At 63.4% G+C, this 14,933-nt stretch carries 13 protein-coding genes and 3 pseudogenes; 7 read left to right on the forward strand and 9 right to left on the reverse strand.

Features of this window, described 5'->3' with window-relative positions; translation table 11 throughout:
- Window positions 1-170: 170 nt before the first annotated feature.
- The 6 genes and pseudogenes from AC0L2Y_RS29495 to AC0L2Y_RS29520 form a co-directional block, all read right to left on the reverse strand.
- A complete protein-coding gene (locus tag AC0L2Y_RS29495) occupies window positions 171-404 on the reverse strand; it encodes a DUF2093 domain-containing protein (protein WP_031211156.1) in 234 nt (77 codons plus the stop codon).
- 147 nt (window positions 405-551) lie between these two features.
- Window positions 552-647, reverse strand: a pseudogene (locus AC0L2Y_RS29500) (IS5/IS1182 family transposase); the annotation flags it as partial.
- Between the two features lie 119 nt (window positions 648-766).
- Window positions 767-1,009: pseudogene (locus tag AC0L2Y_RS29505) on the reverse strand (DUF6959 family protein); the annotation flags it as partial.
- A 90-nt stretch (window positions 1,010-1,099) separates the two neighbouring features.
- A pseudogene (locus AC0L2Y_RS29510) lies at window positions 1,100-1,867 on the reverse strand (IS5 family transposase).
- 77 nt (window positions 1,868-1,944) lie between these two features.
- On the reverse strand, window positions 1,945-2,367 hold the full coding sequence (locus AC0L2Y_RS29515) for a DUF4279 domain-containing protein (RefSeq protein WP_473561329.1): 423 nt from the start codon (window positions 2,365-2,367) through the stop codon (window positions 1,945-1,947).
- A gap of 182 nt (window positions 2,368-2,549) precedes the next feature.
- Window positions 2,550-3,476 carry a LysR family transcriptional regulator gene (locus AC0L2Y_RS29520; protein WP_473561330.1) on the reverse strand — a complete coding sequence of 309 codons (927 nt, stop codon included), beginning with the start codon at window positions 3,474-3,476 and terminating at the stop codon, window positions 2,550-2,552.
- Between the two features lie 90 nt (window positions 3,477-3,566).
- On the opposite strand from AC0L2Y_RS29520, the gene AC0L2Y_RS29525 reads away from it, so the two are divergent.
- Window positions 3,567-4,460 (forward strand): DMT family transporter, encoded by an 894-nt coding sequence (locus AC0L2Y_RS29525; RefSeq protein ID WP_473561331.1) that lies wholly within the window; start codon window positions 3,567-3,569, stop codon window positions 4,458-4,460.
- 241 nt (window positions 4,461-4,701) lie between these two features.
- Here the strand turns inward: AC0L2Y_RS29525 and mutL are convergent, their stop codons facing one another.
- Complete coding sequence (gene mutL, locus AC0L2Y_RS29530) at window positions 4,702-6,552, reverse strand: DNA mismatch repair endonuclease MutL (RefSeq protein ID WP_473561332.1); 1,851 nt, start codon at window positions 6,550-6,552, stop codon at window positions 4,702-4,704.
- A gap of 81 nt (window positions 6,553-6,633) precedes the next feature.
- Complete coding sequence (locus AC0L2Y_RS29535) at window positions 6,634-7,536, reverse strand: LysR family transcriptional regulator (protein WP_473561334.1); 903 nt, start codon at window positions 7,534-7,536, stop codon at window positions 6,634-6,636.
- A 103-nt stretch (window positions 7,537-7,639) separates the two neighbouring features.
- On the opposite strand from AC0L2Y_RS29535, the gene AC0L2Y_RS29540 reads away from it, so the two are divergent.
- Window positions 7,640-8,629, forward strand: a complete 990-nt coding sequence (locus tag AC0L2Y_RS29540; RefSeq protein WP_473561336.1) for a zinc-dependent alcohol dehydrogenase family protein — start codon at window positions 7,640-7,642, stop codon at window positions 8,627-8,629.
- A 17-nt stretch (window positions 8,630-8,646) separates the two neighbouring features.
- Here AC0L2Y_RS29540 and AC0L2Y_RS29545 read toward each other — a convergent pair whose 3' ends face one another.
- On the reverse strand, window positions 8,647-9,549 hold the full coding sequence (locus AC0L2Y_RS29545; protein ID WP_352490163.1) for a LysR substrate-binding domain-containing protein: 903 nt from the start codon (window positions 9,547-9,549) through the stop codon (window positions 8,647-8,649).
- A 92-nt stretch (window positions 9,550-9,641) separates the two neighbouring features.
- Here AC0L2Y_RS29545 and AC0L2Y_RS29550 point away from each other — a divergent pair, with 92 nt between their 5' ends.
- The 5 genes from AC0L2Y_RS29550 (at window position 9,642) to AC0L2Y_RS29570 (ending at window position 14,924) form a co-directional block, all read left to right on the forward strand.
- Window positions 9,642-11,192, forward strand: a complete 1,551-nt coding sequence (locus AC0L2Y_RS29550; protein ID WP_473561338.1) for a trimethylamine methyltransferase family protein — start codon at window positions 9,642-9,644, stop codon at window positions 11,190-11,192.
- Between the two features lie 41 nt (window positions 11,193-11,233).
- Window positions 11,234-12,883 (forward strand): ABC transporter substrate-binding protein, encoded by a 1,650-nt coding sequence (locus AC0L2Y_RS29555; protein ID WP_473561339.1) that lies wholly within the window; start codon window positions 11,234-11,236, stop codon window positions 12,881-12,883.
- A 105-nt stretch (window positions 12,884-12,988) separates the two neighbouring features.
- Window positions 12,989-13,468, forward strand: coding sequence for a DUF3828 domain-containing protein (locus AC0L2Y_RS29560; protein WP_352490160.1), 480 nt, complete (start codon window positions 12,989-12,991; stop codon window positions 13,466-13,468).
- Between the two features lie 43 nt (window positions 13,469-13,511).
- Window positions 13,512-14,015: a hypothetical protein gene (locus AC0L2Y_RS29565; protein ID WP_473561341.1), complete on the forward strand. Its 504-nt coding sequence runs from the start codon at window positions 13,512-13,514 to the stop codon at window positions 14,013-14,015.
- A 33-nt stretch (window positions 14,016-14,048) separates the two neighbouring features.
- Window positions 14,049-14,924, forward strand: coding sequence for an alpha/beta hydrolase (locus AC0L2Y_RS29570; protein WP_473561343.1), 876 nt, complete (start codon window positions 14,049-14,051; stop codon window positions 14,922-14,924).
- Window positions 14,925-14,933 lie beyond the last annotated feature (9 nt).

Here is a 14,933-nt window from a genome sequence, read left to right on the forward strand (position 1 = left end):
CCGAACCGCCCTGTACGGACCCGTACGCAGGGTGGTGTGGGAGGGGAGGAACTGCGAAGCTCCCCCCTATCCCGATTTCGGATAACCTAAGGTTTCGGTGCTGCCGGCCTGACGCCGCGACAGAGGCGGCCGCGAAGCGTCGCAACTGGGCGGCTTCCATTTGCGTCGGACTAGCGTCGGCGGCGCAGTTCCGGATGCGCTTCGATCTCGCGGCGCAGCGAGGCAGCGGCGTTCACATAGGGTTCCTGCCTGGCGACACTCCAGTATTTGAGCTCGTCGAGCGGGATGCTCTCGCCGGTCACCGCGCAGCGCACGAAGGCGCCGGGGCTGGTCACCTGGAAGTCGCCGTCGAGATAGCGGATGCGGGCTTCCTTGCCGCCGGGACCTTCGAAACGGTTCATCATGGGGTGGTGCCGAAATCCATGACGATGTCATCGCCACAAATTGCGGCGAGGTCAAGCTTGGTTGGCCTTACCTGGTTCTGTTTCTGGTGACACTTGCCCGAACAAGCCGGCAAAGCGGATGCCAATGCATGTCGCGCTAGCGCGAGGCCATGGCCTGATCGAAGCGAGCTGGATCATGGCGAGGAAGTTGGCAGCCAGCTTGTCGTAGCGGGTGGCGGCGCGACGGAAGTGCTTCAGCTTGGAGCACGCCTCGCGGCTTGTTGGGCAGGAGCGGTTGGATCACCCGCCACTCGAAGTCGGTCAGATCATATCGGCTCATACCGCCGCTGAATCACGTCAGCGACGATGTTGAAAGTCCCGCTTCAGGGTGCCTGCTGCTCTGAGAAGGGAAGCGCTATGTCGTGCTCTAGCAGCGTAGCCTTATAATGGTTGAGGTATGACCACAGAGCGTTGCGAAGATCATTCAGTTCGTCGTAACCCGGCGAACCTCGCCCGACTTCCTTGCAGGCCAGATCCGCTCGCTGACACAGCACATAAAGGCTGTCACCTTGAACGAGAACGCCCGGGAAGGCACGACCAGGATGCCGCATGACAGCGGCATTGGTCTTGTCCGATAGTGTGTGTCTCGCGGATCGGCTTGCCGCACCGTCAGAGCACGAGCACGCTCACCTCGCAACCATTTATGGGTTCACGACCTACGACGTAGACTCGTTATCGCGTAACCAGATGCGGACCGCGACGAGCGTGAGGGCGGCAAGATAGTTTTCAGCCAGCTTGTCGTAGCGGGTCGCGATGCGACGGAACTGCTTGGCCTTGTGAAGAACCGCTCGACCAGGTTGCGCGCCTTGTAGAGGAAAGGGCTGAAGCAGATCGGGTCCTTGCGATTGGCCTTTGGAGGAATGTCGGCCCATGCATTTCGCTCTGTGACGGCATTGCGCAACGCGTTGGCGTCATAGCCCTTGTCACCAAGCAGCATCGCACCCGGCGGCAAATCTTTGATCAGGTCCGCTGCGGAGGCGATGTCGCTCTTCTGGCCTCCCGTGAGCGTCAGCTTGATCGGCCTGCCTTTGGCGTCCACAAGGGCATGGATTTTGGTTGTCAGCCCGCCTCGGGATCGGCCGAGACAATGATCTCGATCCCCCTTTTTGCCGTCGCACCCTGCTGATGGACGCGAACAATGGAGGTATCGATCATCTGCACCCTGCCGTCATGGTCTTTGGTAATGGCGTCCATGAGGCGGTCCCACACACACCTGCCTTCCGCCATCGGACGAAGCGATTGTAGCAGGTGGTGCGGGGGCCGTATCGCTCTGGCAGATCGCGCCAAGGCGCACCCGATCGCAGCACCCAAAAGATGCCGTTCAGCACCCGCCGATCATCGACGCGCGGCACCCCTCGCGGCTTGTTGGGCAACAGCGGCGCAATCACGCGCCATTCGACGTCGGTCAGGTCATATCGGCTCATGCTGAGCCTGAATCAGATTCCGCTCCAATTGGAAACCCGCCAGTCGACAAACGACCCAAAGCGGACAGAACGGCTGCTCACACCTCACTTCCATTTTGGGGAGCTTCGTCCTCAACGAAAAGGTCGAGGCCCCAGCCAACACCGCAATCCGCGAGCACCCTCATCGCGGACGGCTCAAGCCAGATGCCGCACTGCTCGTCGTAGGGCGTATAGAACCCGCCATAGATCGTAATCTGCTTTGGCCGCACTTCCTGCCGCAGCCGTGCGAAGGCTTCCTCCCGACCTCGCATCTGCTCGATCAGGTAGTTGACCGCAATCTCGTGGTCGGCCCCGTTCCGGAGCCTTTCGCGCCGTCCATCGAGGCTCCAGCCATTCTTTTTGCGCGGCGAACCGCTGCGCATCGGGTCGCCCTTGCGGACTATGTGTGTAGGTTCGATGCCTAGGATCGCCGTCACCCTGTCGGGATCGGCATCGAAGTCAGAGATCGAGAGCGAGATCATCGCGTGTCCTAACTAAGTTCGAAAGCGCATGGCAAGCCCTGCGCCCGTGCGAGTTCATGCTTGCCTCACTCCGCTTCCCCACCCATCCCGCATTTATGAGTTCACGGCCTAGGATAACGACATGCATGGACACAAGAACCTTAAGCGCGTCGCATGAGGCCGGTCGAACGCGACGCGTCATCTCATTCTTCGGCGATGATAAACTCTTCGATCTTCTCCGTTGGCAGCCCGGCCTGGACGGCGATGCGCCGGGCGAGTTCGGCGGCGGCTGCGCGCGGGCGCCCCAGCGGCCGGTCGAGCCAGTAGGATATCGGGCTCAGCGCAGTGCGCTCGTCCACGGCGACGATGCGGCCCGATTTCAATTGGTCCACCGTCAACGGCGGACGCGCCAGCGCAATGCCGAGCCCATGCGCGGCGGCGTCGAGCACGAGGTTGTAATCTTCGAAACGCCGGTCGTGCGGCCGCGGCCGATAGTCCATCTCCTGCGCCGCAAACCAGGCGCGCCACGCCGAAGCGTCGGAATCATTGATCACCGGATAGTTGAGCAGCCGGGCGGGGTCTCCGCGGCCGATCTCCCTGGCCAATTCCGGCGAGGCGACCGGGAACACATATTCTTCGAAAAGCTGCACCGAGATCCGGCCCGGAATGTGGCCGCGCCCGCAGCGGATCGACAGGTCGATGCCTTCGTCGGCAAGATCGCCCTGGCGCATGTCGACGTCGAGCACGATGCGCAGCTTGGACGGGTGGTTCTCCAGCGCCGCCATGCGCGGCATCAGCCACAGCCCGCTGACCGAGGGGATCGAGGTCAGCCGCACCACCGCCGTACCGCGCGGCTCGACCCAGCGGTCCGAATTGCTGGCGATCAGGGCAAAGGCTTCGGTGGTGCGCAGATGCAGGCGGTTGCCTTCGACGGTCAGCGAGACGCCGCGCGCGCCGCGATCGAAGACTTTGAGCCCGAGCCAGTTCTCGAGCTTGGCGATCTGCCGGCTGACGGCGCCGTGGGTGATGTTGAGCTTCTCGGCCGCCGCCGAAAAGCTGCCGGTGCGTGCCGCGGCGTCGAAGGCGCGCAGCGTTTCAAGTGGCAGCATCGAGTCTGAGCTGTGATCCATAGTCACAGGTGATCCTCGATTTATTCGTTTGTCAACCGGCCCGCAATAGCGTTTCTCTACTTCATGGCATTGGATCGCGAGGACACCGAGATGAGTGCTTACACCGGCACGTTGAATAAGACACAGCGCATGGATGCCACGGCGGCCGTCGCGGTGACGCTGACGGTGGTCGGCTGGGCCTCGGCCTTTCCGGCGATCCGCGCCGGTCTTGCCGCCTTCGGGCCGCTGGAACTTGGCGCGCTGCGCTTTGCCATCGCCGCGGTTCCGGCGGCGATCTTCCTCGCGGTCAAGCGGCCGGCTCTGCCCAGGCTTGATGAACTCTGGCGCTTTGTCTTCGGTGGTGCCGTCTTCGTCGCGCTCTACACGGTGATGCTCAATTTCGGCGAGCTGACCGTTTCGGCCGGTGCGGCCGGCTTCATCATCAATGTCAGCCCGATCTTCACCGCCATCATGGCCATGGCGCTGCTTGGCGAACGCTTCTCAGGCCTCGCCTGGGCCGGCACATTCCTGTCCTTCGCCGGAATCGGCATCATCGCCATGGGCGAGGGGCAAGGGCTGCATTTCAACAATGGTGCGCTGCTTGTCCTCGGCTCGGCGCTGTGCTCGGCCGTCAACACCATCGTCCAGAAGCCGCTGTTTGGTCGCCACCACCCACTGACCATCTCGGCCTCGAACATGGTGCTTGGCGCGCTCTGCCTGTCGCCGTTCCTGCCGAACGGTCTGGCGCAGGCGGCGGTCGCCGATACCGCCGGGCTCGGTGCCGTCATCTTTCTCGGCATCGTACCCAGCCTGATCGCCTATGCCGCCTGGGTAACAGCGCTTTCCCGGCTGCCCGCCGCGCGCGCCTCGAACTTCCTCTATCTGGTGTCGCCGGTGGCGACCCTGATCGGTTTCTTCTGGCTGGGCGAAGTACCGACCCTGCTCGGCATCATCGGCGGTGCTCTGGCGCTGGGCGGCGTCATCGTGGTGAATTTGAAGAGGTGAATTAGAGGGTTCGGAGGCTTGCTTGAATCAAAAAGAGCCGTATCGAACGGCTCTTTTTGATTTCCCCTCTCCGGTTTGCTTCGCAAACCACCTCTCCCCACCTTGTGGGGCGAGGAACCTAAGGTTTTCAAGATTGCGCCTTTGGCGATTAGCGTTTCCTCGCCCCACCAAAGTGGGGGACAGGTGGCCGCGGAGCGGCCGGAGAGGGGGCTGCGCCAGCGGACGTCGTAAGCCGCTGGCCCTACCGCCGCCCGAACAGCCGCTCGATGTCGGCGAGCTTAAGTTCGATATAGGTCGGGCGGCCGTGGTTGCAGGTGCCGGAGCCCGGCGTCGCCTCCATCTGCCGCAGCAGCGCGTTCATCTCTTCCGGTTTGAGCAGCCGGCCGGAGCGCACCGAGCCGTGGCAGGCCATGGTCGCGGCTATCCTGTCCAGCCGCTCCTTCAGCGTGTCGATCGTGTCATCGTCGGCGATCTCGTCAACGAGGTCGCGAACCAGCTGCTGGACGTTGGTCTCGCCGAGCATCGACGGCGTCTCGCGCACCGCAACGGCACCGGGGCCGAAGCGCTCGATGCCGAGGCCGAAGCGGGCGAGCGTCTCGGAGTGCATGGCGAGCCGTTCGGCGTCTTCCTCCGGCAGGTCGACGATCTCGGGCAGCAGCAGCATCTGCGACGGCACCGCGCGCGAATGCAGCGCATTCTTCAAGGCCTCGTAGACCAGCCGCTCATGCGCCGCATGCTGGTCGACAATGACAATTGAATCCCTGGTCTGGGCAACGATGTAGTTCTCATGCACTTGCGCGCGCGCCGCGCCCAGCGCCGTGCCGAGCAGCGTCTCCGCCGCTTCGTTTTGCCCGGCGCGCGCGTCGGCGCTGTGCAGCGGCCCGGCGTCGAAGGCCGCCTGCTCGTCCTCGCCGAAGCCGCCGCCCATATCGAGCGGCCGCTGTGGCGAGCGGCCAAGATCGAACCCGGCAAAGCCGGAGGCCCGGTAAGCGGCCTCGTAGCTGCGGTGACCGTTGGCCGGGCCGCCATGCGCATAGGATGCCGCGCCTGGCCGGAACGCCGCCATCATGCCGGCGGCCCCGGTGGTGGCGGGGCGGATGCCGGCATTGGCCAGCGCTTCGCGGATGGCGCCGACGATCAGCCCGCGCACCAGCCCCGGATCGCGGAAGCGCACGTCGGCCTTGGCCGGGTGGACGTTGACGTCGACGATCGCCGGGTCGAGCGTCAGGAACAGCACGGTGACGGCATGGCGGTCGCGCGGCAGCACGTCGGCGAAGGCGCCGCGAATGGCGCCGGCAATCAATTTGTCACGCACCGGGCGACCGTTGACATAGGCGTATTGCTGCAGCGCGTTGGCGCGGGTGAAGGAGGGCACCGAGACATGGCCGGCGAGACGCACGCCGTCCCGCACCGCGTCGATGGCAATCGCATTGTCGGGAAAGTCGGCGCCCATCACCTGTGCCACCCGACGCAGCCGGCCTTCCGGGCTGTCGTCGGTGGCCGGCAGTTCCAGCGTCGAGCGGTCCGGGCCGGCAAGGGTGAAGCGCACGGCGGGGAAGGCTATGGCGATGCGCTTGACCACGTCGCCAATGGCCGAGCTTTCGGCGCGCTCGCCCTTCATGAATTTGAGCCGCGCCGGCGTGGCGAAGAACAGGTCGCGCACCTCGACCGTGGTGCCGCGATTGGCCGCCGCCGGCCTGACGGCGGAGACGCGGCCGCCGTCGATGCCGATCTCGGCGGCGTTTTCACTGGACGCGGTGCGCGAGCGGATCGACAGCCGCGCCACCGAGCCGATCGACGGCAAGGCCTCGCCGCGAAAGCCGAGCGAGCGAATGTCGTGAATGTTGTCGGCGAGCTTCGAGGTGCAATGGCGCGCAATCGCCAAAGCCAGTTCCTTTTCCGGAATGCCCGAGCCGTCGTCGCTGACGCGGATCAGGTTCAGCCCGCCGCCGGCGGTGACGATCTCGACACGGCTTGCACCGGCATCGAGCGCGTTCTCGACCAGTTCCTTGACCACGCTTGCCGGACGCTCGATGACTTCGCCGGCGGCGATCTGGTTGATCATCGTTTCGGAAAGCTGGCGGATCGGCATGGCAGCACTATAGGCGGATTCGTGGTCGGTGCGGGAGGGCGCAATTGAGGAAATCCACGCAGCCGACCGCGGCCGTGCACTTCAACTCATGAGCTTGGGCAGCGCTGCCGCCAGTGCGTCGACGGCAAGGCGGACTTTCATCGGCAGATGTGGCGTCTGCAACCACAGCGCATGGACATCATAGAGAAACTTCGGCTGTTCCGGCAACAGCGGGACAAGTACGCCCGCCTGGATGCGCTGGCGAACAAGCCAATATGGCAGCCAGGCGAGCCCCATGCCGGCCGCCGCCGCATCGGCGATGGCATCGAGGTCGTCGAGCTGCAATCTGCTGACGGGCCTGACCTCAATCGCGGGGTGGCCATCGCGCGGAAACAGCCATGGCTGAACGGCACGCCCTGAACGGCGGTAGATGATCGCATGATGCCTGCCGAGGTCATCTATCGCCTGCGGCTGGCCGTGCCGGTCGAGATAGGACGGCGACGCGCAGACGACCATGTGCTGGCGCGCGATGCGGCGCGCGATCACCCCGGTCTGGTCCTCCAGATCGCCGGTTCGGATGGCAAGGTCGCAGCCGTCCTCTGCGAGGTCGGCGAGGGCATCGCTGAACGACAGGTCCAGTTCCAGCGCCGGATATTGCTGCGCAAGCCCGAACAGGACTGGGGCAACGCAGCGCCGGCCGAAATGCACCGGCATGAGCACGCGCAGCTTTCCGCGCGGTTCGGCAAGCTGGTCGGCGGCGAGTGCATCCGCGGCCTCCGCTTCGGCAAGCACCAGCCGGCAGCGTTCATAATAGGCGCGCCCGAAATCGGTCAGGCTTTGGCGGCGCGTAGTCCGGTTGATGAGGCGCACGCCCAGGCGCTCCTCGAGAAACCGGACATGCTTGCCGACCATCGGCCCGGACAGATCGAGAGCCGCGGCCGCGGCCGCGAACGAGCCCAGGTCGACGGCTTTGACGAACACGGCCATGCTCGTAAGGCGATCCATATTCAAAACCTACAGTTTCTACTGCTCTACTCGAGCAGCTATTTATCCGCCTGATCGCGGCTGGCATAGCACATTCAATTCAAATCTTTTGGAGTTGTGACCGATGGCACGTGTTGTTCGCTTTCATGAGCTCGGTGGTCCCGAGGTTCTGCGCATCGAGAATGTCGATATTCCTGCGCCCGCGCGGGGCGAGGTCCAGATCCGCGTCAAGGCGTTGGGTCTCAACCGGGCCGAGGCGCTGCTGCGTTCGGGGACCTACATCCAGACCGCGCCGTTGCCTTCCGGTCTTGGGCTCGAGGCGGCGGGTATCGTCGAGATGGTCGGCGAAGGCGTGGACGGGTTTGCGCCGGGCGATGCCGTCAGCATCGTGCCGCCATTGTCGATGGTCCGCTGGCCTGCCTATGGTGAGATTGCCACATATCCCGCCGAGCTCGTCGTCAGGCATCCACCATCACTGAGCTGGGAAGAGGCCGCCGCAGCATGGATGCAATATCTCACGGCCTACGGTGCGCTGATCGACATTGCCCAACTTGGCAGGCAGGACTTTGTCGTCATCACTGCGGCATCGAGCAGCGTCGGACTTGCGGCGATCCAGATCGCCAACATGATTGGCGCGACCCCGATCGCGGTCACACGGACATCTGCCAAGAAGCGGGCTCTGCTTGAGTTCGGCGCGACCCACGTCATCGCCTCGGCAGAGGAGGATCTGGAAGCCAGGCTGAAGCAAATCGCCGGCCCGGACGGCGTGCGCGTGGTGTTCGATGCCGTCGGCGGGCCGATCTTCGAGCCTCTGACCGCAGCGATGGCATCGGGTGGCATTCTCATCGAATATGGCGGCTTGAGCCCTGACCCGACACCCTTTCCGCTACCTGCAGTGCTGGCCAAGACGCTGACGCTGCGCGGTTATCTCGTCCATGAGATCGTGCGCGATCCGGTCCGGCTGCAGGCCGCCAAGGCGTTCATCCTTGACGGACTGAGCTCGGGCTCGCTGAAGCCGGCAATCGCCAGAACCTTTCCGTTCGACCGGATCGTCGAGGCGCACCGCTATCTCGAATCGAACGAACAGTTCGGCAAGATCGTCGTGACGGTTTGACCGGGCATTTATCGGCCTCACGCCTGCGCCGCCAGCCAGTCCCGCACCTTGCGGGCGTTGTCGCTGAGCTCGCGGTTCCTCGACCAGATGACATGAAAGCCCTTGCCGGTCGTCATCGTGTGGCCGGTGACGCGCACCAGCAGCCCTGATGCCAGCAGCCGCTCGGCGAGGTGACCCCAGCCGAGCGCGATGCCTTGCCCTTCCATGACCGCCTGGATCACCAGCGCATAGTCGTTGATACGCAAGCCACGTCCGGCATCGGCGATGTCGACCCCGGCCGAGGCGAACCACTCGTCCCAGCTCGCGGCCTCGCGAAACGGCTCTTCGAGATGGATGAGGCGGTGCGATTGAAGGTCCGCGACATGCTCCGGCAGCCCGAACCGTGCCACGTAGCTAACGCCGGCGACGGGGAATATCACTTCATCGGCCAGCGGCAGCGAATGATAGTCCGGCCATTCCCTGGGCTCGCCGCCGCGGACGCCGAGCGGGATATCCTCGGCGATGATGTCGAGATCGCGGTCGGCGGTCTGGATGCGCAGGTCGATGCCCGGCAATTCGTCGCGAAACTGCTGCAGGCGCGGCATCATCCAGAACGAGGCGAAGGCGGTCGAGGCGGCGAGCGTCACATGAGCGCCGACGGCGATCTGGCGCAGATCCTCCGCCGACTTGCGGATGTGCGACAGGCCGAGCGAGACGTCGGCATGGAAGCGGTCGCCGGCCTCGGTCAGGCTGACCTGCCGGTGGCGGCGCTGGAAGAGTTTCGCGCCGAGCTGCTCTTCGAGCCCACGGATCGCATAGGAGACGGCAGCCTGCGTCATGCCGAGCTCGCGCCCGGCGGCCGTAAAGCTCGACAGCCGCCCGGCGGCCTCGAAGACGATCAGGCTGCCGGCCGACGGCAGCAGGTGGCGTAAGTTTCGCATAAGCTGAGCTTATACAAGAGATCAGGATTTTCCAGCGTCACAGCTGCATTTTGTCTGGCTAGATTGATCGCCAACAGGAAGATGGAGCCTCCATGAACGCACCGGCCGTTGAAGTGAGCGAACACACCAACCGCCGCAGCGGCGGCCGTCTGGGGCGCAAGGCGCTGCGGGGAGCTCCCGTGGCGTCGTTTCCGACCCTGGTTCGCAAGATCCCGGTGTATCAGATGGTTCCGGACGAGGCGGTGGAGCTGATCCATCAGGAGTCGCTCTCCATCCTCGAAGAGGTGGGATGCGAGTTCCGCGACGACGAGGCGATCGCAATGTGGAAGGCGGCGGGCGCCGATGTCTCGGAGACAAGGGTCCGGATCGACCGAGCCCTGCTGATGGAGCTCATCTCGAAGGTCCCGTCGGAGTTTACGCTCAATGCGAGGAATCCCCAGCGTTCCGTGCGTGTGGGTGGAAACAACTCCATCTTCGTGCCGATGTACGGGGCGCCCTACGTGCGCGACCTCGACAACAACAGGCGCTACGGCACACTCGCCGACCTCAACAATTTCCACAAGCTCGCCTACATGGCGCCGGCGCTGCATTCGTCGAGCTCGATCATTTGCGAGCCGATGGAAATCGCGGTGCCGAAGCGTCACCTCCACATCATCCATTCGGCGCTGAAGCACTCCGACAAGCCGTTCATGGGCATTGTCACTTCCAAGGATCGGGCCGAAGACACGATGGCGATGGCAGGTATCGTGTTCGGCGAGGACTATGTCCGCGACAACCCGGTCCTGGTGGCGATCACCAACTGCAATTCGCCGCTGGTCTGGGATGCCACCATGCTGGACGCGATGAAAGTTTATGCGCGCCATAACCAGCCGCTGATTCTCGCCCCCTTCGCGTTGTGCGGCGCCTCGACTTCGGCCTCTGCTGTCGGAGCGGTCGCGCAGGTCAATGCGGAAGCACTTGCGGGTGTCGCGTTCACACAGCTCCTGCGTCCGGGTTCGCCGCAGATCTACGGACAGTTCATGGTGACGGTCGACATGAAGACCGGCGCTCCCATGGGCGGCACGCCGGAGGCGGCCCAGATGATGTATCTCATGGGCGCGCTGGCGCGGAAGTATCGGCTGCCGTGGCGCACGTCCGGTTTCCATGTCGGCTCGAAGCTGAACGACGCCCAGGCGGGCTACGAGGCGAACATGCTGATGCATGCCGCCATCCTTGCCGGCGCCAACTACATCTGGCACTCCGCCGGTTGGCTCGAGGCCGGGCTGACCTGTGGCTATTCGAAATTTGCGACCGACTGCGAGCAGCTTGTCGGCTGGTACAAATATGCTGGCGGGCTGCCGTTCGACGATTTCAAGGAGGCTATGGCGGCTATCCGCGAGGTCGGACCGCAGGGCCATTTCCTCGGCACCCAGCACACACTCGAACATTTCGAGTCCGCCTTCTTCATACCGAGCATCATGGACTTCAATTCGTTCGAACAGTGGAAGGCGGAAGGAGCAAAGGACCACGACACCCGCGGCCGCGAGAAAGCGCGCAACATGCTCGCCGATTATGAGGAGCCGAAGCTCGATGAGGGCGTCGCCGATGGTCTCAAAGATTTGATTGCGCGGCGCGAGGAGAAACTGCCGGACAGCGTTAGTTGATAACGGGCGAAGACCCGATGCGAACCATAAGGGAGGAAAAAATGACACTCTTCAGAAGCAACGGTGATCGCGTACCGAGCGCCATCGAAGCGATGGCCGGCGAGGCGCGCGCCGGTCGTGTCGACCGGCGCGAGTTTCTGGCGCTGGCAAGCGCTTTCGGCGCATCGACGGCCCTTGCCTACGGCATGATCGGCCTTGCCGTGCCGGAACGGGCTTTGGCTGAAGAGCCGAAGAAAGGCGGAACGCTGCATGTTTCGATGTCGGTGAAGGCGCAAAAGGACCCGCGCACTTACGACTGGGTGGAACTGGCGAACATTTCACGCTGCTGGCTGGAGCCGCTTGTCCGCTATACGCGCCAGTTCACTTTCGAGCCGGTTCTGCTCGAAAGCTGGGAGGTCAATGACGACGCCACCGAATACGTTCTGCATGTTCGCAAGGGCATAACCTGGAACAACGGCGATGCTTTCGGCGCCGATGACGTGGTCTACAACCTGACGCGCTGGTGCGAGAAGGCTGCCGCCGGCAATTCCATGGCCGCGCGCGTCGGTGCGCTGATCGATGCAAAGACCGGCAAGGCCAGGGAAGGGGCGATCACCAAGGTCGACGACAACACGGTGAAGCTGAAGCTGAACGAGCCGGACATCTCGCTGATCCCGAACTTCACCGACTATCCGGCGCTCGTGGTCCATCGCAACTTCGACGCCGATGGCGCCAATCCGATCGAAAAGCCGATTGGCACCGGGCCGTTCGAACTGGTGTCTTATGCGGTTGGCCAGAAAGCGGTCGTCAAGCGTCGTGAAAATGGCAAATGGTGGGGCGGTGAAGCGCTTCTCGACGGCGTCGAATTCATCGACTACGGAACCGATTTCAACGCCTCGATAAATGCGTTCGACTCCGGCGAAATCGATCTCAACTTCGAGACGCCGGCCGACTTCATAGACATTCTCGACAAGATGGGGCTGGTCAAATCGGAGGTCGCGACAGCGACCACGCTCGTCGCCCGCACCAACATCACGAACAAGCCCTATGACGACAAGCGGGTTCGCAACGCCCTCCAGATGGCCGTCGACAACAAAGCGGTGCTCGAACTTGGCTACGCCGGGCGAGGCACTGTTGGTGAAAACCACCACGTCAGCCCGATTCATCCGGAATACTACGCGCTGCCCAAGAAGACACGCGACGCCGCGGGCGCCAGGAAGCTTATGGCCGAGGCCGGGCAGGACGACTTCGAGCATGAACTGATCACCGTCGAGGACGATTGGCAAAAGAACACCGGCGACGCTATTGCCGGCCAGTTGCGCGATGCCGGGATCAAGGTGAAGCGCACCGTGCTGCCGGGTTCGACCTTCTGGAACGACTGGACGAAATACCCCTATTCGATGACCATCTGGTACATGCGCCCGCTTGGCGTCCAGGTGCTGGCGCTCGGCTATCGCACCGGCGAGGCCTGGAACGAAACCGGCTACTCGAACCCTGATTTCGATGCCAAGCTCAAGCAGGCTCTCTCGCTGATCGACGTCGAGAAGCGCCGCGAGGTCATGAAGGATATCGAGCAGATCCTGCAGGATTCGGGCGTCATCATTCAGCCGTTTTGGCAGAAGCTGTTCAGCCACATGAATGAGAAGGTGAAGAACTACGGTGTCCACCAAACCTTCGAGATGGATCTCCAGAACGTCTGGCTGAACGCCTGAGTTGCCAGCAGAGGAGGCGTTGCAGGATTTCATGGACCGCAAGAAAGCCGACGGGCAAGATGCGTGGTACTGATAGCTTCCGTCAGTGAACAATCGGGGACACGCATGAAACTGCCACTTTTTGTTGCCGCGCTTTCGATGGCCTTGCCGGCGGCCGCGTTTGCCGGCCCGGCTGCCAACGCCGTGAAGTTCTTTTATGTCCCGTCGGTCAAATTCGAGGCCGATGCGCAATATCGCGACCGCTTCACCGCGCCGGTGACGAAACTGTTCGAACTGAACGACAACGCGGCAAAGAACCATCCGGATGAAGTTCCCTGCATCGACTTCGCCCCTGGTCTCGATGCGCAGGACTATGACGAGAAGACCGTGGCCAAGACGCTGACCTTGGGTGAAACGCTCAATGGCGACAGCGCCGAGGTGACGGCGACGTTCAACCTTTTCCCGGAAGGCGATGATTCCAAACGCGAAATGGTCTGGTCGTTGAAGAAGATCGACGGCCAGTGGAAGGTCGCCGACATTACCTCGAAGACCAGCGGCTGGACGCTGAGTGCGCTCGAATGCCTGGCCGGGCAGCCGCCGGAGTGATGCCGTGGCTTGCTGCCGTCCCTGGGTTCTGGCCACTGCGTGCATGCTGGCCGGATTGAGCAGCGCCGCCGCTCAGGGCCTGTTGGGCGCGCCGCCCGCAAACGCGCCGGCCGACAGTGCGGCACCTCCGCCGGCAGAAATCGCGCCGGCCGCACCCGTGCAGCCGGGCTCGCCGACGGCGGTGGTGAAGCCGTTCTACGAGCATGCCGGGCTCGAGGTCGATCCGGCTCAGCGGGGCCATTTCACCGACCCGGCAAAGTCGGTGCTGGACAAGAGCGACGCGCTGCGGAAGTCGGGGCAGGGCGAGTGCCTCGATCCCAACATGGCGCTCGACAATGCCGAATACGATAAGCCGGAGATCGACAAGAGCCTGAAGACCATCGAAGCGGTCAAGGGCGACGAGGCCAAGGTCGTCGTCGCTTTCGTCGTCTCCGGCAATCCGCACCGGCTGGAATGGAAGTTCAAAAAGGTCGACGGCGACTGGAAGATATCGGACCTGCTCTCGGTGACCGGCGAATGGGCGCTAAGCCAATACCAGTGCGAGTGATCAGCCGATGAAGTCGCTTCGAGGTGATCGTCAATGAGAGTTCGCCTTTTTCTCGCGATAGGCTTGGCTGGACTTTGCGTCTTAGCCTGCCTGGTCATCTGGCACACCGGGACGATGCTGATTGCCCGCCAACCCCGGCAGAACTTGGCGGCGGTTGGCGACCTGCCCGTCGAGCGTGTCGTGCTCATTCAGGCCGACGCCCCCGAACTTGTCGGCTGGGTGGCCAACCGGCCTGGCAGTTGCGGCGCAATCGTGCTGTTGCACGGGCGCGGGGCCAACAGGCTCGCAATGGCTGGAAGGGCGAGACTGCTGTTCGAGGCGGGTTATTCTGTTGCCCTGTTCGATCTCTCGGGAAACGGCGAGAGCGGCGGCACCGTTCGAGGGTTTGGCTATACCGAAGGACAGGATGCTGCTCGCATTCTGGCCTTTGCAAGGCAACGCTTCCCCGGGAGGAAACTCGGCGCTCTCGGCTCATCGTTGGGCGCCGCATCCCTCGTCTTTGCTGCGCCGCAGGCGCCTGCCGATGCCTATGTGTTGGAGCAGCTCTACGCAACCTTGCGGGAGACCACGGCTGGGCGCATGCCCTTCCACGTCTTGCGCGACCTTCAAGCGGATATCTTGTTGGCGCAAATGCCGCTTCGTCTCGGGTTCAGCGCCGACGATGTCAGGCCGGTCGATCGCCTCGGCAAGATCGGCAAGCCATTGATGCTGCTTGCCGGCAGCATCGATCCTTTCATCGATCGCGGACAGGTACTGGCCTTGCAAAACGCCGCCGCTGGCTCGGAGCTGGTCTGGTTCGAGGGTGCCCGCCATGTCGATCTGCTGCGATACGACCGGCCGCGCTATCGTGATGCGGTCCTTCCGTTCTTTACAACAAACCTCTGCCGGACCGGTGCCGACCATGTCTGACGGCCATTC

The organism is Mesorhizobium sp. WSM4830 (genome assembly GCF_055811495.1).